The sequence below is a fragment of the Lysobacter sp. A378 genome (assembly GCF_054052125.1).
The window spans coordinates 381,105-402,622 of sequence record NZ_JBSVRK010000002.1; the positions used below are offsets into that span (position 1 = coordinate 381,105).

19 protein-coding genes are annotated in these 21,518 nt (G+C 63.7%); 11 read left to right on the forward strand and 8 right to left on the reverse strand.

Features of this window, described 5'->3' with window-relative positions:
- Window positions 1–47 precede the first annotated feature (47 nt).
- The 8 genes from ACW7G1_RS07715 to ACW7G1_RS07750 all read left to right on the forward strand — a co-directional run bounded on the left by ACW7G1_RS07715 (window position 48) and on the right by ACW7G1_RS07750 (window position 4,017).
- Window positions 48–350: a hypothetical protein gene (locus ACW7G1_RS07715; RefSeq protein WP_456979177.1), complete on the forward strand. Its 303-nt coding sequence runs from the start codon at window positions 48–50 to the stop codon at window positions 348–350.
- A gap of 94 nt (window positions 351–444) precedes the next feature.
- The gene (locus ACW7G1_RS07720; protein ID WP_456979178.1) at window positions 445–888 is read left to right on the forward strand and encodes a DUF2846 domain-containing protein; all 444 of its coding nucleotides are present in this window, start codon (window positions 445–447) and stop codon (window positions 886–888) included.
- Window positions 889–976: 88 nt separating this feature from the next.
- Window positions 977–1,375, forward strand: coding sequence for a GFA family protein (locus ACW7G1_RS07725; RefSeq protein WP_456979179.1), 399 nt, complete (start codon window positions 977–979; stop codon window positions 1,373–1,375).
- Between the two features lie 373 nt (window positions 1,376–1,748).
- Entirely contained in the window at window positions 1,749–2,216 is a 468-nt protein-coding gene (locus tag ACW7G1_RS07730) for an RDD family protein (protein WP_456979180.1), read from the forward strand.
- A 10-nt stretch (window positions 2,217–2,226) separates the two neighbouring features.
- Complete coding sequence (locus ACW7G1_RS07735; protein ID WP_456979181.1) at window positions 2,227–2,484, forward strand: hypothetical protein; 258 nt, start codon at window positions 2,227–2,229, stop codon at window positions 2,482–2,484.
- Between the two features lie 14 nt (window positions 2,485–2,498).
- Window positions 2,499–2,882: a PH domain-containing protein gene (locus tag ACW7G1_RS07740; RefSeq protein WP_456979182.1), complete on the forward strand. Its 384-nt coding sequence runs from the start codon at window positions 2,499–2,501 to the stop codon at window positions 2,880–2,882.
- A 65-nt stretch (window positions 2,883–2,947) separates the two neighbouring features.
- Window positions 2,948–3,259: an Mpo1-like protein gene (locus ACW7G1_RS07745; RefSeq protein WP_456979183.1), complete on the forward strand. Its 312-nt coding sequence runs from the start codon at window positions 2,948–2,950 to the stop codon at window positions 3,257–3,259.
- Window positions 3,260–3,294: 35 nt separating this feature from the next.
- Window positions 3,295–4,017: a glutathione S-transferase gene (locus tag ACW7G1_RS07750; protein WP_456979184.1), complete on the forward strand. Its 723-nt coding sequence runs from the start codon at window positions 3,295–3,297 to the stop codon at window positions 4,015–4,017.
- A 113-nt stretch (window positions 4,018–4,130) separates the two neighbouring features.
- Here ACW7G1_RS07750 and ACW7G1_RS07755 read toward each other — a convergent pair whose 3' ends face one another.
- The 5 genes from ACW7G1_RS07755 to ACW7G1_RS07775 form a co-directional block, all read right to left on the reverse strand.
- On the reverse strand, window positions 4,131–6,620 hold the full coding sequence (locus ACW7G1_RS07755) for a TonB-dependent receptor plug domain-containing protein (RefSeq protein ID WP_456979185.1): 2,490 nt from the start codon (window positions 6,618–6,620) through the stop codon (window positions 4,131–4,133).
- Between the two features lie 275 nt (window positions 6,621–6,895).
- Window positions 6,896–7,915, reverse strand: a complete 1,020-nt coding sequence (locus ACW7G1_RS07760; protein ID WP_456979186.1) for a cation diffusion facilitator family transporter — start codon at window positions 7,913–7,915, stop codon at window positions 6,896–6,898.
- Window positions 7,916–8,061: 146 nt separating this feature from the next.
- Window positions 8,062–10,767, reverse strand: a complete 2,706-nt coding sequence (locus ACW7G1_RS07765; RefSeq protein WP_456979187.1) for a TonB-dependent receptor — start codon at window positions 10,765–10,767, stop codon at window positions 8,062–8,064.
- A 115-nt stretch (window positions 10,768–10,882) separates the two neighbouring features.
- Window positions 10,883–12,214: a hypothetical protein gene (locus tag ACW7G1_RS07770; RefSeq protein ID WP_456979188.1), complete on the reverse strand. Its 1,332-nt coding sequence runs from the start codon at window positions 12,212–12,214 to the stop codon at window positions 10,883–10,885.
- Between the two features lie 188 nt (window positions 12,215–12,402).
- Entirely contained in the window at window positions 12,403–13,305 is a 903-nt protein-coding gene (locus ACW7G1_RS07775; RefSeq protein WP_456979189.1) for an amidohydrolase family protein, read from the reverse strand.
- Between the two features lie 401 nt (window positions 13,306–13,706).
- Between ACW7G1_RS07775 and ACW7G1_RS07780 the strand changes: the two genes are divergently transcribed.
- Window positions 13,707–14,633, forward strand: a complete 927-nt coding sequence (locus tag ACW7G1_RS07780) for a dienelactone hydrolase family protein (RefSeq protein WP_456979190.1) — start codon at window positions 13,707–13,709, stop codon at window positions 14,631–14,633.
- A 137-nt stretch (window positions 14,634–14,770) separates the two neighbouring features.
- Window positions 14,771–15,214 carry a BON domain-containing protein gene (locus ACW7G1_RS07785; RefSeq protein WP_456979191.1) on the forward strand — a complete coding sequence of 148 codons (444 nt, stop codon included), beginning with the start codon at window positions 14,771–14,773 and terminating at the stop codon, window positions 15,212–15,214.
- A 30-nt stretch (window positions 15,215–15,244) separates the two neighbouring features.
- Here ACW7G1_RS07785 and ACW7G1_RS07790 read toward each other — a convergent pair whose 3' ends face one another.
- Window positions 15,245–16,951, reverse strand: coding sequence for an EAL domain-containing protein (locus ACW7G1_RS07790; RefSeq protein WP_456979192.1), 1,707 nt, complete (start codon window positions 16,949–16,951; stop codon window positions 15,245–15,247).
- Window positions 16,952–17,160: 209 nt separating this feature from the next.
- Between ACW7G1_RS07790 and ACW7G1_RS07795 the strand changes: the two genes are divergently transcribed.
- Window positions 17,161–18,411, forward strand: coding sequence for a threonine synthase (locus ACW7G1_RS07795; RefSeq protein ID WP_456979193.1), 1,251 nt, complete (start codon window positions 17,161–17,163; stop codon window positions 18,409–18,411).
- Window positions 18,412–18,446: 35 nt separating this feature from the next.
- Here the strand turns inward: ACW7G1_RS07795 and ACW7G1_RS07800 are convergent, their stop codons facing one another.
- Together ACW7G1_RS07800 and ACW7G1_RS07805 are read right to left on the reverse strand one after the other, a co-directional pair.
- A complete protein-coding gene (locus ACW7G1_RS07800) occupies window positions 18,447–20,297 on the reverse strand; it encodes an ABC transporter ATP-binding protein (RefSeq protein ID WP_456979194.1) in 1,851 nt (616 codons plus the stop codon).
- A 54-nt stretch (window positions 20,298–20,351) separates the two neighbouring features.
- A complete protein-coding gene (locus ACW7G1_RS07805) occupies window positions 20,352–21,386 on the reverse strand; it encodes a diguanylate cyclase (RefSeq protein ID WP_456979195.1) in 1,035 nt (344 codons plus the stop codon).
- Window positions 21,387–21,518 lie beyond the last annotated feature (132 nt).

The following is a 21,518-nucleotide window of genomic DNA, read 5'->3' on the forward strand; positions in this document are numbered from 1 at the left end:
CGTATCCTGCCAACGGCATCACAAAACCGCAGGGCAGGGGACCCATAGTGGCCGACGACGCAGATAACCGATCTTCTGACAACGCCGCCGCCGATGCCTTCATCGAGCTATCGACCTCGCAGCTTCCTGATCGACCTGTCCACCTGCTCGGCGTCGACGCCCCGCACGCCACGGCCCAGCAGGACTACATGTTCGAGCGGCCGATCACCTCCGCCCACGGCGACGGGAGCACCAGCGCCGGGCGCATCGACCTGGCCGATCTGCGCAAGCCCGAAGTCCGCGAGCGCCTGCGCCGCATCTGGACCAACCCGCTCAGCGTCGACAACCGTTTCGTTACGGCAAAGGCATAGGAAAAGCTTGCCATGCCTTTGCCTCCACTACGCAGTTCGGATAAGAAGTAGGCGTCAAACCACGGTTGTTCCATGTACACACAAGGGGATTCTCATGCTCAAGAAAATGCTGTTTAGTGCTTCTGTCGTTGCAGTTCTGGTCGCTTCCGGGTGCGCATCCGTCCCGATGGCTCCTGCAACGCAAGATGCGGCTCTCAAGACATTTGCTGCTCCTCCAGCCGATAAGGCGGCACTCTATATCTATAGGAACAGCCTCGCCGGCCAAGCCCTGAAAAAGGACGTGTATGTGGACGGGGAGTACCTCGGTGAAAGCGCGAATAAGGTTTATTTCTACAAACAGGTCGCGCCCGGCCAGCACGTACTCTCCACCGAGTCCGAGTTCAGCGATAACGCGCTCACGCTCGACGTTAACGGCGGCATCAACTACTTCATCAGGCAGTACATAAAGCTAGGAGTCTTCGTCGGTGGCGCGAACCTGGAAGTCGTCTCCGAAGCGGAGGGGAAGAAGAACGTGCTTGAGTCACGCTTGGCAAAATAGCTATGCATGCGTCACCGGCTGTGCGGTTGCAATGCCGGTGACGCCTAATAATTCGGCCAAGCGCTAGGCCTCGCAAGGGAGACTCTCAGTGGTCAGAGAAGTTGGCGGCGTCAAGATTCAGCCCAAGCACCGGGCAACTTGTCACTGTGGTTCAGTGGAGTTAGAGCTCGATCTGCCAGACGGCATCGTCAATCCGCGCCGCTGTGACTGTTCCATCTGCCGGCGCAAAGGCGCGGTTGTCGCTTCGGTTCCCTTGAACGGCATCCGCATCGTCAAGGGCGCAGAGCATCTGAAGCTCTACCAATTCAATACACACACCGCAAAGCACTATTTCTGCGCCAATTGCGGCATCTACACGCATCATCAGCGTCGCTCCAACCCAGACCAGTACGGCTACAACGTTGGTTGCCTGGTGGGGGTCAACCCGTTTGAAATTCCGAATGTTCCAACCAATGACGGCGTCAACCATCCAGCGGACCGAGTTTGACGCAAACGATTCGTTCAAGCCGAGCTTGCTTCGCTACAGGGAACATCGATGGGAATTGCCAAGAAAATTGCCCGCGTTGCGCTCCGTCGCGCGGGTGGATCGTCACCACCTGCTCGCGCTGTTTCAGCCGACGTACCACGGCAGTGATGCGATTTCTTCGAGCAGACTGGACTTTCGGCGTGCCATTCGACTTCCCCCCCTGATCTAGCTACAGATTAGTTTAGTACGGGCCCACGTGGTGTCGAAGATACATACGTGGTCTACTTCCTACGGGGATTTTCGGGTTGACATAGGGGATAGAAATGACCGGATTGATGACCGGAGGCGTGGGCCTCGTTGTCGCATTTTTTTGCAATGTCCTTTGGAGAATCCAATGACGGACAACAGCCTTGAATACGTGGGGTTCTGGCCCCGGGTCGGCGCTTCACTGCTCGACACCATCATCCTCCTGCTTCTCACTTGGCCGGCTCTGTTCGCAATCTATGGCGCGGGCTACATCACCGACCCGGATGCGCCCTTCATCGCCGGCCCGGCGGACTTCTTGATTTCCTGGGTGCTGCCGGCGGTGGCGGTCATCCTGTTCTGGCTCTACAAGCAGGCCACCCCCGGCAAGATGGCGGTGTCCGCCCGGGTGGTGGACGCCAAGACCGGTGCGACCCTGACCACGGGCCAGGCCGTCATCCGGTACCTCGGGTACTTTGTCTCGTCGATTCCCCTGGGCCTAGGCCTGTTCTGGGTGGCGTTCGACCCGCGCAAACAGGGCTGGCACGACAAGCTGGCGGGCACCGTGGTTGTGCGCTCGACGCATCGCGGGCCGGTGCCGGTCCGGTTCGAAAGTTGAAGGCGGGTGCATGAAACCGGAACAGCTCGAGAAGTGGAAGGAAACCCGGCAAAAGGGAATGTTGCGGTTCGTGCTGGTGAACGGCGTACTGGCCTATGGACTGATCATGTTCATCGTCATGACGTTCGTCGTGCATCGGGACAAACTCAGCGTCAACTTCATCTGTATTTCTGCGATTGTCTGGTCCATCGGGGGCGCGCTGTTTGGCGTTCTCATGTGGATCATCGGTGAGCGCAAGTTCCGCAAGGTCGACTGCGCCAATAGGTAACAGGAGAAGGAGCCATGGGGCTTTTTGACGGACTGCTCGGCAACGCATCCAAGATCGACAATGCTGCGATCCAGCAGGAATTCGCACAGGTGCTCGCGCCGGGTGAGGTGGTGGAGCACGCCTACAAGCTCATCCGCGACTACTTCGACCCAGAAGACCTTCACCAAGAAACTGAGCATCTACGAGGTGCAGTCGGTGCTTGCCGGGTATGTTTTGAGCTGAGCGCCCAGGTGGCGAGCGTCAAGAACCGGGCCGCCCGGCTTGCATCGATCCTGATCCATCCGGTGGTGGTGATGGAGATTGCGGCAACGGTTGCGGGTGGTGCTGCCGGCGGCGATCGTCTCGGTGCCTTGGGGCACTGGCCGTCCGCGATGGGAAGTGTGCGTCGAGTGATTTGACGGCCTGCTCGACAACGCGTTGCCGGCGCCTCCCCGGCGCAGGGCGCAGCCCCGAGGCTTTTTTCATGAATAAATCGACGCGTTACCGCAACTTCGCGGAGTTCTACCCGTTCTACCTGAGCGAGCATTCCCATCCGGTCTCGCGCGGTTTGCACTTCGTCGGTACCAGCATCTCCTTGTTGCTGCTGGTCGCCGCGCTCGTCACCCAAGTGTGGTGGCTGCTGCTGGTGGCGTTGGTGCAGGCGTATGCATTCGCGTGGGCCGGCCATTTCATCTTCGAGCGCAACCGGCCGGCCACCTTCCAGTATCCGTTGTTGAGCTTTCTGGGCGATTGGCGCATGTGGTGGGACATGCTCACCGGCAAGCTCCGGCCCTAGCATTCGAACCGAACAGAACCGACAGGAGACAGACGATGCGCTACGAACTGTATTACTGGCCGGAGATACCGGGACGCGGCGAGTTCGTGCGCCTTGCATTGGAAGAGGCGGGCGCCGACTACGTGGACGTGGGCAACGACGAGGCCGCTGGCGGCGTGGAAGCGGTGCAGCGCGGGTTGGATGACGACAGTGCCGAGCGCCCGCCGTTCGCGCCGCCGTTCCTCAAGGTTGGCGATGTGGTGATCGCGCAGGTCGCCAACATCCTGCAGTTCCTCGGCCCGCCGCTGGGGCTGGTCTCCGACAACCCGGCGGATTCGTTGTGGACGCATCAGCTGGAACTGACAGTCGCCGACATCGTGGCCGAGGCGCACGACGTGCATCATCCGCTCGGGGCGGGCGAGTACTACGAAAACCAGAAACCCGAGGCAGCCAAGCGTGCGCGCGACTTCCGCGATCAGCGCATCCCGAAGTTCCTGGGCTATTTCGAACAGGTATTGGCTAACAACCCCGGCGGCGCGCAGTACCTGGTCGGCGCGCGACTGTCCTACGTGGACCTGTCCCTGTTCCAGCTGGTGGCCGGATTGCGCTACGCGTTTCCCAAGGCGATGAAGCGGCTCCAAGGCGATCTGCCCAAAGTGCTGGCATTGGCGGACTCGGTCGCCGAGCGGCCCAACATCGCCGCCTATCTGGCATCCGCGCGCCGCCTGCCGTTCAACGAGAACGGCATCTTCCGTCATTATCCTGAACTGGACGACTGATTGTAGGAGCGACGTAAGTCGCGACCCACCCAACCGTGCAGACGACCCACAGGTCGCGACTTACGTCGCTTGCTGACCCGCGGGGTCTGACTCCTCTTTGATAGGGCTGCTGGTTACCAGCGGTAACTGACCTTCCCGTAGACGAAGGCTCCCTGGGAGCCGAACGGTGAGCTGCTCGGATATGGGAATATGCCGTGGAAATCGCTGCCTTCGGGCGCCTTTTGTGGGTAGGTATCGAGGATATTGTCGGCGCCCAGGGTGAATGTCCAACGATCACTGTAATAATCAACGGCAGTGTTGAGGATCCATTTGGCCGGGTATATGTCGTCGTTGATAGCGTCGGTAGAACTGTATTCGGTCACGCCTCCGTAGCGCAGGGCGGTTCCGGTGATTCCCCAGTGGTCCTTCTTGTAGGTATTGGTCCAGATGAACTTGGAGCGGGGCATCTGGTCGGCGAGCAATCCTTTTGTCTGACTGCGGGTGATGCGGTTGAAGCCGACATCACCCAGCGCTTCGAGTACCGCAGGGTTCGGACGAACGCCGGTCACCTCGTTCTTGTGGTACGACCAGTTGACGGTCGTCTCGAATTCCCCGCCGTTGGCAAGTTCCGTGAAGTAATTGGTGACCATGCCGATACCTCGGATGCGCATTTGCGCAGCGTTGGTGAAGTAGGCAAGGGCAACAAACTGCGGGTCGGAAACACCGTTGTCCGCCAGGTAGTCCTGGACCGAATCGGCCACGAGCGACATCGAACTCGACATCAGGATGCGGTCATCGAGGTCTATCTGGTACAGATCCACCGTTGTGGTGAGTGCAGGGATCGGGTTCCAAACCGCACCAATGGTGAAGCTCTTCGAGGTTTCCGCCTTCAGAGGCTCACTGCCAAGCAGCACGGCCAATTCGTTATTAACCGGCACCAGTCCACGCAGGTAGATTCCCTCGGGCAGGCCCAGCGAGTTGCCTTCTGGATAGGACACGGAGGTGGTTGCCGAGCCATGCTGTTGTCCCAGGCCCGGGGCGCGGAACCCGGTGGAAACCGTCCCGCGCAGGGCGAATCCGTTGTCAAAGTCGTAGCGTCCGGATAACGCGTAGGACACGTTGGTCCCGAAATCCGAGTAATCTTCATGACGCACCGCAAGGGAGGTACTCAGCCGCTCCGTAATATTCCCTTCCAATTGCACGTACTCGGCAATGGAATTCCTCGAGTTGTCGCTCGCGTCCTGTGGCCCCCAGCCGGCAAAACCCTGGGCAGCACCGGTGATCCCGGAATTGCCCACGTACCATGAGGCAAGGTCACCCTCGACGATCTCGTATCTCTGGTGCAGATACTGCACACCAAAGCCAAGATCCCAGTTGTCCCCCAGCGGTTTGGCAATGGCCACATCAAACGTGGATTGTGATGAAGTCAGGGTGCCGTCGTGAATATCCGTGGGGCTGTAGCCAAAGTCGTTCCAGTAGGCGAAGTTGACTGTATTGAAAGTGCCATAGGACACGCGGTTGGCGCCCCAGTTGGCACTGACATCCCAGCTCCAGCCGCTATCGGTATAACCGCGCAGCCCCGTGACGAAACTCTTGTCCCTCGACTCGCCGTGTTCCACCGGTTGAAAGCCATCGCCATCCGGGAAGATATACTGCATCAGGTCATCTTTCGGTTCCGGTGCATTGGCGCCATAACGGTAAAACGCCATGGGCTCGGCCATGAGCATGCCGTAATGCCCGGAACCATACAGACTCACACTCGGCGTGAAATCATAGCGCCAGTTGAGGAAGGTGTTGTAGCTCTCGGATTTCGGGATGCCTACCTGGAACTTCTTTCCCAGTTCGGTAAAGCCTGGCCTGTTATCCAGCCCCGCACGGTTGGTGGGCTGCTGATCGCCCACCTCCGCAGAAAGCCGCAACCATCCATCCGCACCAAGTGCAAAGCCGATGTCGGCCTGGACCCGGGACCGGTCACCGTCGCCTGCCGAGTATTTGCCGTAGCTGGCTTGCACTTGGCCGCCTTCCGGGCCCTTTTTCAGAATGATGTTGATGACGCCCGCAAGGGCATCCGAGCCGTACTGTGCCGAGGCACCATCACGCAGCACCTCGATGTGGTCGATGGCACCAATGGGGATCGTGCTGATGTTCACGCCCTGGGAGCCTTGGCCGACCTGGCCGAGCGTCAACATCAGCGCACTGGCGTGCCAACGCTTGCCGTCCACCAGCACCAACACCTGGTCGCTGTTGAGGCCGCGCATCTGAAAGGGCCGCGTGAAAGCAAACGTATCGGACATGGACGCGAGCGGGAAATTCAGCGACGGAACGACGAGGTCGAGCGCGCTGCCCAGGTCGATGGCGCCGGACTGGGTCAAGACGTCGCTGGGAATCACGTCGATCGGTACCAGCGACTCGGCCTGCGTGCGATCGCTGATGCGCGTGCCTGTCACGATGACCGTGGCCATGTCCAAGGCTTTGGCGGTTGTCGCAGCTTCGGACTTGGTGTCCTGGGCGGTGTTTGTCTGGTCCGCGTTTTCCAGGTCTTGCGCGGTTGCCATACCGGCCAGTGCAAGCAGCACCGACGCAGCCAACAAAGTGGGGATATTCCGACCCAAGCGATCATTCATGCAAAGTGCTCCCAGCGTTACGTGTCATGAAACCACCACGGCCAAAGCAGTCACATCATCTTGACCGTGCAACGGATGCCCCCCAACAGTCGGCCATGGAACCGGTTCAAGCGGCGCGCGGACCTGTGCCCCGACAGCGGCACATACTGGTCGGGCACGGGGTTCTTCCGTCCATGACACGACCCGAGCTTAGGCACAAGCCGCCAAAGTCCGCCAATAGAAAAACGGGTGTTAGCCATAACCGCAGGCTGTGGGTGGCGAGCCTGAAACCCCGCTTACGACGGCGGAGCCGCCAACGCGTCGTAATGCGCTTGCCATGCTTGCGGTGTCTGTGGCTTCACGAACAGCGCCACGACCTCCGGATGCTCGGTGCGCACGGTCGCCTCCAGGCGATTGATGCAGCTCTCGATCTGCGGCGTGGTGAGGGTGTCCTCGAACTCCACGCTCAGTGCGGCGACCACGCTCTTCGGCCCCATCTGCGTGCTCAACACGCCATTGGCGCAACGCACTGTGGGGTCTTCATTGGCGATGCGCATGATTGCCTCGCGCAGCTTCGGGTGTGCCGATTCGCCCAGCAGCAACGCTTTGGTCTCGCGCGCCAGCAACGTTGCGGTGGCGACCAGCAACAGGCCGATGCCGATGGAGGCGTAACCGTCAAATGCCGGGTCGTCCAGCACCAGCGCTAGCGTGATGCCCACCAAACCGAACATCAGCCCGATCAGGGCGGCGCTGTCCTCCAGCAGCACGGTCAGGGTGCTGGCGTCCTTGCTGGACTTGAACGCCTGGAACCAGCCCTGGTCGCCCTTGGTGGCGCGGAACTCCTTCACCGCCACCCACCAGGTGTAGCCCTCGAACACCAGCGAGGCCCCGAATACCAGGTAGTTGACCAGCGGCCGGACGATCGGCTCGGGGTGCTGCAGGTGGCTGATGCCTTGGTAGATCGACACGCTGCCACCGAGCGAAAACACCAGCAGCGCCACAATGAAACTCCAGAAATACAGTTCGCGCCCATAGCCATACGGGTGGCTCTCATCGGCCGGCTTTGCGGCGCGTTTGAGGCCGTACAACAGCAGCAGCTCGTTGCAGGTATCGACCAGCGAATGCACGCCCTCGCTCAGCATCGCGGAGCTGCCCGTGACCGAGGCGGCGATGAATTTGGTCACGGCAATCGCGCCATTGCCGAGCAGGGCGGAGATGACAACCTTCCTGCTGCTGCCGGATGTCTTGGCCATGGGGTGTCCTCGCATGTGGTCGGCGCGCAATACGCCTGCGTAGACCGCCATGGTCGTTGCCATGGCATGAAGGGCTTGTTCGCAGGGATTCTAAGGAGCAGCACATGCTTTGTAAGGATGGGCCCGTCAGTCGGGCCAAGATATAGACCGCAGCCAACGGCACAGGAGACCAGGACTCCAGGTCTCCTGGCGGTCGCTTGCCGGCGTCGTCAGAACCGGTAGTTCATGCTCGCGAACCAGGTGCTGCCGACCTCGAGATTCGCGCGGAACAGGTCATTGTTCGGACCCGTCAGGCGTCCGCGCTCCTCGCCGAAGATGTTTCGCCCCTCAACGCGAAGCTGCAGGTTCGGGTTGACCACCCACTTGGCGCTCAGGTCGAAGGTGGTGAACGGTTCGATCCAGATGTTCTGCCAGGGGTTGGCGGCAAACGACTCGAGGTACTCGCCCTGGTGGTTGACGGACAGGCGCAGCTCCGACCCGCGGTCGAAGGTCCAGAACACCGCGGCGTTGCCGGCGATCTCGGACTGGTACTGCAACTGGTCAAGCTCCTGCGGGGTTCCGTTGTAGATGTAGGACGACTTGCCATCGACCAACATCAGGTTGAACGAGGCGCCCAGTGGGGACAGGGCGGGATGCATCTGCACGAAGCTGCTGTTGACGATGCCGAGCTCCAGGCCCTTGTACTTGGTGTCGTCACCATTGACCGGTGCGGAGACCGTCCAGGTATCGCCATCGATGACTTCCTGTGAGGAGACGTCGAGGATGTCGTCCTTGACGTCCTTGTAGAACCCGGTCAGCGTCAACATGCTCAGGCCGTCGTTGAAGTAGTACTCCATGCCCAGATCGAGGTTGGTCGACTGCCGTGGCTTGATCAGCGGGTTGCCGCGCGAGATCGTGAGGTCGTCGTAGTTCAGGTTCTCAACCGTCGCGATCATCTCGGGGTTGGGCCGGCCCAGGGTTTTTGAGGCCGAGGCCTTGATCCGGAAGTCGGGTGACAGCGACCAGATCGCGTTGAGGTAGGGGAGGACCTTGGTGTCGTCGCCCGAGGCACGGGCCTTGTCGGGCTGAACCACGCCGCCGACCGTCTTCGCCATTTCCGCTTGGAAGTCCGAACGGTCCATGCGCAGGCCTCCGCTGAGACGCAGGTTGTCGGTGGAGTAGACGCCGTTCACGTAGGCGGCCAGGATCTTTTCGCGGTACTTGTAGTCGTTGATCAGCGAGCTCTGCAGGGACTCGTCCTCGTCGATGGCGAGGCCCGGGATGACGTCGTTCCAGAACGCCTCCGGCTTCGCCAGCCACATCGCCGGCCAGCTGTAGCCGGGCGTGTTGAAGCCCGGGAAGTAGGACAACCCGTCCATCGTCACCTGCCCCTTCTCATAGTAGGTGGCGGTGTTGTCGCGCTCCATGTCCATGACCCGGTAGTCGAGGCCGGTGGTGAAGCCCCAGCCACGGTCCGAGGCCTCGTTGTTCAAGCCGTAGTCGACCTTGGCCTGCGAGACGTAGGACCACGCCTCGCGCCGGTCCTGGTAGGTGTTGCCATTGCTGAAGTTGGCCGGGTCGATGAACGCATTTCCATCGTCCGGAATGAAGATCTGGCCCGGGTTGGACAGGTCGTAGTTGATTCGCGTGTTCGGGTTGTAGAGGAAGGCCACGAACGGGCGGTCCGAGCTGTACCAGGCGCGGGTCCGGCTCAGGTCCACGCTGAGGTTCCCCTTGTCCTGGAAGTCCCACGCGGCGTGACCCTGGATGCCCATCTGGTCACGGTTGAAGTCGTTGAAGCGCCACTGGGAATCCATCGCGCGGACGTTGGCGGTGCCGGTGTGCTCGGTCAGGTCACGGTGCTGGTTCAGGCTGTAGACGCGGTTGGTGTTGCGGGTCTCCTGCTCGTCGGAGAAGTACGCGTAACCGAACAGGGAAGCCTGGAAGCGTTCATTCGGACGGAAGTCCAGCTTCGCGGTGCCGCCGTGCTTGGTGAACATGTTCGTGTAGTTGTGAGCGGCAAAGCCGTCGGGGGCCGCGAAGCCGTTCCAGTCCTCCGATTCCGGCGTGGTCAGGGTGCCGTCATCGTTGTAGTACAGGCGGTTGGGGATCGCGGCGTTGGACTGGGTGCGGGGGCGCTGCTCGTAGATGCCTGTCACCATCAGGCCGATGGTGTCGTTGGCGAAGGTCGGCGCCCAGGAGAACTGGCCCGACCGGCCCCACGGGGAGTCCTTGGAATCACGGCCGCCACTGTTGTCGTCGGGCACGTCCATGTAGGTCGAGTAGCTGGTGCCCAGGTTGAAGCTGAACAGCGGCTGCCCCATGTCGAACGCGCTGGTCGGCACGATGTTGATCAGGCCGGCGACCGCACCGGCGTCGAGCTCGGGGGACAGCGACTTGTAGGCCTGCAACTGGTGCACGGCACTGGACGGGATCACCTGCAGGTTGACCTTGCGGGTGCCTTCGCCATGGTCGCCGGTGGTCGCGATCGTGAGGCCGTTGATGGTCACCGGGACGAAGTCGGGGTGGGAGCCACGGATCGACGCGAACTGGCCGATGTCGTCGTTGTAGACCGTGGTCACGCCGGTGATCCGTCGCAGGGACTCGGCGATGGTGAGGTCGGGCATGGCGCCGATCTCGTCGCTGGACAGCGTGTCCACGATCGCCGGTGCTTCACGCCGGGCCTCGATCTCCGACTTGGCCTGCAGCCGCGAGCCGGAGACGACCACCGCATCCAGGTTGGCGACATCCAGAGTGGTCTCGATGTTGGTCTCGGGTGCCGCCTCATCAGCGGCGAGGGCGGCGGTGTGCGTTTCCTGGGCGAAGGCCGGGAGCGCCGCGGCGGCGATGGCGGCGGACAGGGCCAGCGCCAGGACGCGGTGTTGCGGCAGGCCGCGCTGGTTGTGATGAAGGGTCGATGCGGTGACGGGGGACATTTTTGGCAAATCCATGTTCTGACCGTGGCGGTCGCAGGCAAGCTGCGACCGCCAGGGTCGGTCGGGCAGTGGGGAAGACGCGAGATTTCGCGTGCCGGGCGCGCGGCCTACGGCATTACGGGCGTGCGTTGTCGAATCGTTCGTGGAAACCGGTCAGCTCGACCACGAAGTCGTCGCGCTCCATGAACTCGGCATCCGGGGTGTCGGCTTGCCTCTCACCGGCCTTGTACCAGGCGGCGTATTCGGGGATTTCCGAGCTGAACTTTCCGTAGTACGTGGAATAGGTCCGCACGTGGACGCTGGGTTGCTGGCTGTCGAGGTTGAAGGTCAGCAGGCGCAGCCAGCCGTCGCCTGTCTGGGTGTTGTCCGGATACCGGTTTTCCGGGTCCTTCGTCTTTGCCACGTGTGCACGCGGCTGGTAATCGGACAGCATCTGGTGCACTTCGTGGCCATTGTCGTTGTAGTCGATGCCGTGACCTTGGCCGCCGATGTGGCCGCTGAGCACCAGGAAGATCTGGTCGTGCTGGCTGATGAACTCGTCCCAGACCATCTGCGGGTTGTTGTCCTGCCGGTCGATCAGGCTCATGTCCAGCGTCCCGCCGACCGCATGTCTGCCGTCGCGCCCCGTGTACTTGTGGGTAGTGACGATGGTCGGCAGGCCGGGGTTCTGATTGATCACGCGGCGCGCCCATGCCAGCGAGGAATCCGGGGCGTCGTACTGCAGGCCGAGGTGCAGGAACTTGCATTCGCCTGCAGTGAACACCTGGGCACTGTCGGCGCCACCGTCATTCGAGGCGATGTACCAGGGCTGGTCCCGGAAGAAGTTCGACTGTTCGGAGAAGGCCGACAGGAAGCCGGTCAGTCCGCCGAAGTGGCGGATCTCCGGTGCCATGGGGTCGGACTCGGGCTGCGGCGGATGGGCCGGGTCGGTCCAGACGGCATCGTAGTCATGGTTGCCCGGGACCACCGAGAACGGTAGGGCGTCGGCGATGATCTCGAATCCCTTTGCCGCCGTCGGGATCTCGTGGTTCGGCACGTCCTCGGGGTAGAGGCCAGGCTTGCCGCCAGTCACCGAGTCGGGCAGTGCCTTGAAGCCACGCGCGGCGTGCCCCGGGTCGATACGCTCGACGCGGTTTTGCCAGATGTCGCCCAGGTGGGTGGCGAACACGATGTCGCCGCCGTTGCTCCTGGCGTTGTCGGCGATGTAGCGCATCTGCTCGAAGTACAGTTCGGCGGCATCGATGGGGAACCCGTGGGACTTCTGGTGGCTGAAGTCCATGTAGTTCTGGGTGTCGGGGATGGCGGCGATGGTGAAGGTGCCGCACTCGCCCTGCCGGTACTGTTCAGCCTGTGCCTGTGCCTGCGATGCGAGCGTGGCGCCCAGCAAGGCAATGGCCAGCGCCGCCTGGAGCGGTCGGGCGGAGGAAATTTTTCCAATCAGTTTCATCAGATTACTCATGTCTGCTGCCGTCGTCCGTGGCGGACCGAGGGATCTGATGCATTGGGCTACTGCGATGCTTCACGTATGTGACAGGACGCCAGGCCGGCGCAATCGGTGTGCCGGCCCGCCAAGCTGTGCAAAGGTGAGCGTGTCGGGGCAGGCGCCGGATACATCGAGGCCCCCCCGAGGGCTGGTTACCGCTCCAACCGCAGGAAACGTGCGGCGTTGTCGTGGAAGATCGCGCGCTTCTGCGCCGCATCCAGGAACGGCGCGCTGTCGACGCCCTCGAAGGCTTGGCCGATCGCTTCGGGCCAGACCATCTGGTCGGAGCCAAACATCAGCCGGTCGCCAAAGCCCGCCGTGACCAGCGCCTGCAGGTACTGGTGGAACTCGGCGCGCGGGATGATCCAGTCGATCACCGCGACATCGGCGTAGACCTGCGGGTACATGTAGAGGATCGCCTTGGTCTCCTGAAGATACGGCCAGCCGGCGTGCATCAGCCACACGCGCAGCTTCGGATGGCGCTTGAGCATCGGCTCCAGGATCGCGGGGTTGCCGAGGCCGATGCTGAAGTCCGGGCAGCACCCGTAGGCGGCGCCGGGCGGCGCGAGGCCGGTGTGGATGCCGACCGGGATATCGAACTCCTCGGCCAGTGCCAGGTAGGGTTCGAACCATTCGTCGCTCGGGTCCAGCCCGTGGTACTGCGCGCCGATTTCGCCGAGCACCTTCAGTTCACCGGAGGCGAATGCCGCGCGCAGCACCTCGGGCGGTGGCAGCGGGTGGCCGCCATCGTCGAGGAACGCACCCGCCCAGATCCGCTCGCCGCCGGCGTCGCGCATGCTTTTCATCGCGCCATCGGGCCCGCTAACCAGGCCCAGCACCACGTTGTGCTGCCGCAGTTGCTCCAGTGTCAGCTGCTCGCGCTCGGCATCGGTGTTGGCCGTGGTCGGCTGGCCGGTGGCCGGGTTCGGCGCGCCGGGCGCGGCCGCGCCGACATGCAAGTGCACGTCGATCACCGGGCCGGTGTAGTGCTGCGCGTGTGCCGGCGGCGCGCACGCCAGCAGCAGGACAGCCAGGATCGAGGCCGTTGTTTTCATCGGCGCGCTCCACAGGAATGTGCCCGGGATAACGCGGAAAGCATGGGGCGTCGGACTCGCCAGCATTCTCCGGGCGGCCCGGGTTCGCGCTGACCCTGGCGAATGAGGGATGCCGGTGCACGCTCCGGGCACTGGCGCGGCAGGCAGCGGTAAATATTGCATCGCAATTGCAACGCATGGGTGCTTGATGCAAACCTTTGCGGGTGCGGAAAAGCGGTGCATTGTTAATGCACCCTACGACCGACCGTTGACCGGATGTAAGGTGTAGGCGGAGCCGTAATACACCGCCTTGCCGGGCATGGACATCCACTACACGTGGGCGAGGGTGGCCGGCTTTTCCATTCGATAACAATTGGCCCGATATGCTCGGGCTGCGGCATACGCCAGTCCCGGAGAACTCCATGTCAAACCGACCCCGCTCAAAGGCCAGCGACTTCGATCCCGAGGTGCTGCGACTGTTTGACAAGTACGTCCACGGGGTGATCGATCGCCGCGGCTTCCTCACTGGGGCGGCGCGGCTTGCGGTCGGGGCAGCGACTGCGACCGGGCTGCTGGCGGCGCTGAGCCCGCAGTTTGCTCAGGCGCAGCAGGTGAAGCCGGAAGACCCGCGGCTGTCGGCGGAGTACATCGAGTTCGATTCTCCGGAGGGCTACGGCACCGGCCGCGGCTACCTGGTGAAGCCGGCCCAGGCGAGCGGCCCATTGCCGCTGGTGTTGGTGGTGCACGAGAATCGCGGCCTCAATCCGCACATCGAGGACATCGCGCGGCGGATCGCACTGGAAGGTTTCATCGCCTTCGCGCCCGATGCGTTATTCCCGCTGGGTGGCTATCCGGGCGACGAGGACGCGGCCCGTGCGCTGTTTGGCAAGCTTGACCAGCGCAAGACCCATCAGGATTTCCTCGCCGCCGCCGACATGCTTGGCAAGGTGGAGGACGGTAACGGCAGGATAGGGGTGGTCGGTTTCTGCTACGGCGGCGGCGTGGCCAACTTCCTCGCCACGCGCCTGCCGAGCCTCGCCGCCGCGGCACCGTTTTACGGCAGTGCGCCGCCGCTTGATGACGTGGGCACGATCAAAGCCGAGCTGCTGGTGGTGCTTGCTGCGAACGACGAGCGCGTCAATGCCACCTGGCCGGCCTACGAGGCCGCGCTCAAGAAAGCCGATGTGGACTACACGTTGTACCAGCCCGCCGGCACCGAACACGGGTTCAACAACGACACTACGCCACGCTACGACGAGGATGCCGCACGTGAGGCGTGGCGCCGTACGGTCGCGCTGTTTGATCGCACGTTGCGGGACGGCACTGGGTTCCCGCTTTCGCGGGAATGACGACTGGAAACGGTGCAGGTCCCCGTGGAAGCGGTGCAGGTCCCCGTGGAAGCGGTGCCCGCCCACCCATGGCCTTCGCGCTCGCTTCGCGGTCTCGATGCCAGCATGGCAATCCCTGTTTCAACGGAGCGCCATTCATGAAAACCTTTGCCAGACTCGCCGCCGCATTGGGTGCCGGCGCGGCCCTCATGTACTTCCTGGACCCGGCGACAGGACGGCGGCGACGCGCCCTGGCGCGTGACCGCGGGGTGTCGGTCGGCCATGACGCCGAGCATTTCGCGCGGGGCAAGACCAAGCAAGTGATCGACCGTGCGCACGGTGTGGTGGCTCGGGCACGGGCCGGATTGTCCAATGCGCCGGTGGAGGAGGGTCAGCTGCACGGCCGCATCAGCACCCGGCTCGGGCGGTTGCTCGCGCATCCCGGTGAGGTCAATATCGAGGTGAACGAGGGCCACGTCGTGCTGCGTGGGCGCGCTTCGGCGTCCGAGATCGACGCGCTGACGGCGGCGTTGAAATCGATGCAGGGCGTTACCGGGGTCGACAACCGGATGTCGGCGGTCACCGAACAGACGCCTCACTGAAGGACACACCAGGCGTAGCCGGACAGTCGATCAGTGCTGCACCGGTAGCCCGCTTGGGCCGCCTTGTTCCAGCAGCGCGGCAAAGGCTTCCGGACTCATCGGATGGGCGATCGCGAAGCCCTGCGCGCGGTCACAGCCGGCGTTCGCCAGCCAGGCCAGGGTTGCCTCGTCCTCAACCCCCTCGGCGGTAACCTGCACGCCCAGATCGTGCGCGAGGCGGATCGTCGCGTGCACGATCGCCTGGTCGGAAGTCGACTGCAGCAACCGCAGCACGAAGGTACGGTCGATCTTCAGTTCGTCGGCGTCCAGCAAACGCAGGTTGGTGAGCGAGGAGTAGCCGGTGCCGAAATCATCGATCGAGATGCGGATGCCGCATGGGCGCAGCCGGGTAATGGCGTCGACGATCTTGTCCGGATCCCGCATGACGTCGGTTTCCGTGAGTTCGAGTAACAGTTGCGAGCCCAGGTCCCCAGTGGCGGCGATGATTGCCGAGACCAGTGCCGGGTCGTCCAGGTCGTTGGCAGACACATTGACGGCGATCGTGAGCGGATGGCCTTGTTCGCGCCATTGACGACAGTGCTTGAGCGCGCAGCCCACCAGGTACAGGGTCAGTTCTCTGGTGACGCCGGCGCGCTCGGCCAGCGGTATGAATTCTTCCGGCGCCAGCGGGCCACGCCGTGGGTGATGCCAGCGCACGAGTAACTCGACCCCGACCCAACGGCGGGTTTCGAGGTCGAGTTTTGGTTGCAGCGCATAACCCAACGTTTTGTTGGCGATGGCTTGGCGAAGCTCTGACAGCAGTATCAGCTGACCAGGGTCGGGCTCCAGGCCGGCGTGATAATAGGTGCCGGACGAGGGCTTGACGCCGCCTGATGATCGCCACCAGACCAGTGCGGGAATGAGCAGCGCCAGGCACAGGCCGGACAGGACCAGTACCGCCCACAGCCACGACTTGCCGGCGTCAGCGGTGACCGGTCTGCCCAGGGTCGCGGCTTCATACAGGCGTTCCCGCTCCCCGCTGGCACGCACCCGGTCCAGCCCGGCGTCGATGATGGGCACCAGCTCCGGTCGGTCCCGTCGCACCGCGAAGACGTAACTGCGCTCGAGCAGGGGTGGGCCGAGCGCGATGATGTCGGTCATGCCGGCGTTTGCGGTGGCGTACAGTCCGATCCCGGTCGGCACCAGGGCGTAGTCGGCTTCGCCTCGTTTCACTGCTGCCAGCGCGTCCGCTTCAACATCGACCTTGACGATGTCCACTGCGGGGAGCTGGAGTGCATTCAGTGCTTCCAGGGCAAGACTGGCGTGCTGGACCGCGACGCGGTGTCCGGACAGCTCCTCCAGCGACAGGATGAGCGGAGAATCGCGATGGCCGAACACGGCGTGGTAGCGCAGCATGTAAGGCTTGCTGAACAGAAAGCGTTTGGCGCGCTCCGGCGATGCGAACATCGGCACCACGTCGACTTCGCCGCGATCGAGACGTTCCAGTGCGATGTCCCACTCGCCCAGCTCGAAGCGCACCGCCAATCCCTGGGGTTCGAGCACTGCACGGATCAATTCGACATCGAACCCCCGCGCCTCGCCCTCGTCATCGAGGAACTGGAATGGCGGGTACTCGCGGTCGCCGCCGACCACGATGGTCGTTGTCGAAGGCTGCGCCGGGATGGGCGAGCGGTCGCGCGTGTCGGCGGATCCGGCGACCGTCACTCCCGCGAGCAGATACGTGACCAGGACGAGCATGGCTACCCGCACCAACTTCAGTACGCTTCCGCGATACCGTCTGGACAGTGATTCCATTCGAATCCCTCGACCGCGCTGTTGCGGGCCCCCGACCCATCCTACCCCGGCCGGTGCGTCGCAGGAATGCCTCTTTGTTTTCGCGCGACTCGCCGCCGCTGTGCTGCATGGGTACGCAGCGTTACCCTGAATTTCTTTGCCGAGGAGTCGTGATGTCCTACGTACGCTGCCTGCGCGGCCTGGTTTCAGGCGTGGAGTACTCCGCCGACCTGCCGATGAACCTGGACCCGGTCGATGGTCGTCCGGTGGAAATGGTGCTGGACCTCGATCGCCTGCGCGCCGAACACCCGGCTGCGGACTGGTACAGCCCGGACCGGCGCGACATGTGGCGCTTCGGTGCGCTGATGGCTCTGGACATCAACGATCCGGGCGATGCCGCCCACATCGTCCCCCTTGGCGGCGGCGCTACACCGTTGCTCGACTACAGCCATCATCCGCTCGCCGGTCGCGCCGGCATCGCCCTGCAGCTGAAGGACGAGGGCAAGGCGCACGCCGGCCATGGCGCCAATCCGACCCAGAGCTTCAAGGACCGCGGCATGGCGATGGTCGCCGCGCAGGCTCGACGTCTGGGCCTGCAGCGACTGGCCGTGCCCACCCAGGGAAACGCGGGCGATTCACTGGTGCGCTATGCGCTGGCCGGCGGCTTGTCGGTGGTGGTGGCGATGCCGGATGACACACCCTTGCCGATCCTCGGCAGTGTTGCAGCCGCCGCGTTGCGCCATCCCGACCGGATCCGGCTGGAACTGGCCGGGCCGACCATCCGCGAATCGGCTGCGTTGCTGAAGGAACGTTACATTCCGGACGGCTGGTTCTCGGCCGCGACCTTCCAGGAACCGGGCTGGCGCATCGAGGGCAAGAAATCGCTGGGGCTGGAGCTGGCGGAACCCAAGGCTGGCGAGACGCGCTGGAGCCTGCCCGATGCGGTGATCTATCCCACCGGCGGCGGCACCGGCGTGCTCGGCATGTGGAAGGCCTGGGACGAGTTGCAGGCGCTGGGCCTGATTGACGCACGCCGGCCGCGGATGATCTGCGTTCAAAGCGAATCCACCGCACCGCTGGTGCAGGCGTTCGACCGCGGCGACGACGACACCAGCGCGCCGGCTGCAGGGCACACGCTCGCCGTCGGCCTCAACGTCCCCGGTGGCGTCGGCCACTTCCGCGTGCTGAAGATCATCCGCGCCAGCCAGGGCGCCGCCGTCGCCGTCAGCGAGGCCGATATCGCCACCGAGTTCGCACGCCTGTGGCACGAAACACCCGAGTGGATCGGCCCCGAGGGCGCCGCGTGCCTGGCGGCGCTGCCGCAGTTGCTGGATCGCGGCTTGATCGCCCGCGGAGAGCGCGTAGTGGCGGTCAATACCGGCTCGGCCGAGAAGTACCTGCCGGAGTTGCGGCACTTGATGTAGGCGCCGAGAAGCGGGGTGTCGATCAGGCTGGGATGTCAGCGATACCCTTTCGCCTGTAGCGAGAACAGGTGTGCGTAATGGCCGTCGGCGGCGATCAGCTGCTCGTGGTTGCCGCGCTCGATGATGCGGCCGTCCTGGATGACGATGATCTGGTCGGCCATGCGCACGGTCGAGAAACGGTGCGAGATCAGGATCGCGATGCGGTTGTGGGTCAGCTTGCGGAAGTGCTCGAAGATGGTCGCCTCGGCGGCCGCGTCCATCGCCGAGGTGGGCTCGTCCAGCACCAGGATGTCCGCGCGCGAGCGCATGAAGGCGCGGGCCAGGGCGATCTTCTGCCATTGCCCACCGGACAGCTCGCGGCCTTCGCGGAACCACTTGCCGAGCTGGGTATCGAAGCCGGCCGGCAACGTCTCGATGAAAGGCGTGGCCATGCCCATGTCGGCGGCTTCCTGCCAGCGCTCGCGGTTCTCGAAGTGCTCGACGTCGCCGGCGCCGACGTTCTCGCCGACGCGCATCTGGTAGCGCGCGAAGTCCTGGAAGATCACCCCGACGCGTTGCAGCAACGTGGCTTCGTCCCACTCCTGCAGGTCGCGCCCGTCGAGCAGGATGCGCCCGGTGTCGGGTGAGTACAGCCGGGTCAGCAGCTTGATCAGGGTGGTCTTGCCCGATCCGTTCTGGCCGACCAGCGCCAGCGATTCGCCGGGGCGGATATGCAGGTTGATGTCCTGCAACGCGGGGGTGTCGGAGCCGGGATAGGTGAAGCCGACATTCTCGAAGCGTATACCGTCGCTGGGGTCGGGGCCCGCCTCCGCGCTCCCGCGATTGGCCGGCACCGGAGTCTCCAGATACTCGTACAGCGTCGACAGGTACAGGTTGTCCTCGTACATGCCGCCGATGGCCGACAGGCTCGCCGACACCGCCGCCTGTCCCTGGCGGAACAGCATCAGGTACATCGTCATCTGGCCCAGGGTGATGCGCCCGACGATCGTGGTCATCGCGATCCAACCGTACGCCAAATACAGCGTCGCGGTGCCGATCAGGCCGAGCACGAACCCCCAGCCGTCGCGGCGGATGGCGAGGTCCCGGTCGGCACTGTAGAGCGTGCGGAAGATGTTGCGATAGCGATCCAGCAGCAAGGGGCCGAGGCCGTAGAGTTTGACCTCCTTGGCGTGGTCCTCGCGCGCCAGCACGGTCTCCAGGTACATCTGCATCCGGGTCTCGGGTGAGCGCCAGCGGAACAGCTTGAAGGCATCGCCGGAGAACCGCGTCTCGGCCAGGAATGCCGGTAAACCTGCCAGCAGCAGGACCAGGACGGCCCACGGTGAAAAGGCCGCGAGCAGGACGCCATAGCTGACCAGCGAAATGGCGTTCTGGACCAGCCCGAAGGTCCGGGTGACCAGCGACAGCGGCCGCGATGAAGCTTCGCGGCGGGCGCGGGTCAGCTTGTCGTAGAACTCCGAATCCTCGAAGTGCGCCAATTGCAGGGTCAGCGCCTTCTCCAGGATCATCACGTTGACCCGCTGGCCCAGTTGCGCACGCAATAACGACTGCGACAACGACAGGCCCCGCTGGGTGCCGGTCAGGCCCATAACCAGTGCCGCTTCCACCGCGATCAGCACGAACACAGGCCCCAGTACCAGCGGCTCCCCCGCGGACACCGCGCTGCTGGCGGCGACTACCGCATCGATGATCAACGCGCCGACGTAGGCGACCGCGGCAGGCAACAGGCCGGCGACAAGCGTCAGCAGGCCCAGTATCACCGTCAGCAAGCGGCTGGTACTCCAGACCAGTTCCAGGGCGCGCCCGCTGAAACGGAACACGCCCAGGAAGCTGCTGGTCAGATCGCTGGCGCTGGTGTCGGAGGAGGGAGGTATGGATGGAGGCAAGAAGGCGTTGTCCAGGCGGCGGGAATTGTCGATATGGGGCCGATTACCGCATCCTCAAATACTTACGCAGTTGCGACCCTGGTTCTTGGCTCGATACAGCGCGTTGTCAGCGGAGTTGAGCCACGCACGCAGGTCTGCATCCACGGTGGGGAAGGGGGCCAGGCCGATGCTGATGGTCGGCCGCAGGTCGGGGTAGTCGGGCAGCTGCAGGGCTTCGACGGCAACGCGAAAACGCTCGGCAACCTGGCCGGCTTCGTGCTCTGAGGTATCCGGTAACAGTACCGCGAACTCGTCGCCCCCGATCCGGCCAACGCGATCGTGGGGGCGTAGCGTCTTGCGCAGCCGGTCGGCCACCTGGCGCAGGACCTCGTCGCCGGCACCGTGGCCGTGCAGGTCGTTGACTTGCTTGAAATGGTCGATGTCGATCAACAGGATGCAGGCGTGCCCGTCGGTTTCCGGGTGGCTGGACAGCAACCGTTCCGCCTGCTCCTCCCAATCGCCGCGCCGCGACAGGCCGGTGAGCGTGTCGATGCGGCGTATCTGGTCCAGCACGGAGTTTTGCTGGCTGATCTTGCGGATCAATTTGTTGCTGCCCCAACTGACCGCGATGGTGTGGATCAACAACACCGGCAAGCAGGCGACAAGCACGCTCATGGTGGTGGTCGGCGTAAACGCGGCGCCAGTGAGCACGGTGGTGGCCGCCAGCGCCAGCAGCAACCCGGGCATCGATCGGATCCACAGGCCCGGGATCCCGGTGCTGATTTTATCGACCGTGGCAAGGGTGATGATCAGCACGCTGGGCAACAGGTTGAAGTGCATCAGCGGTGCCAGTGCTCCGGCGATGGCGGAATCGATCAGCAGGTTGCGCGTTTCGGCGCGGGCGGGGTCGGCGCTGGACACGGCCATCCGGTAGGCCAGGTGCGGCCACACCAGCGCGCTGAATGCCACGAATGCCCAAGCGCCCGGCGATGCCTTCAGCTGATGGAGCACAGCCGCCACGGCCAGCCCGCTCAGCCCCATGCCCAGTATCCGGAAGGGGTATATACGCCGGGCCAGGAGCAGGCGCTTCCGTTTTGCGTGGCCTGTCATCGAGCGCCTGCATGCCCCGCGCGTCCGCCATGGCGAATGCGGTGGCGCCGGTGACCATGCGTGACAGGTAAGCCATTCAAGACGTCGCCCCCCCAGAGCCTCGGTTGCGTTGAATCATACCCGTGGGTGGTG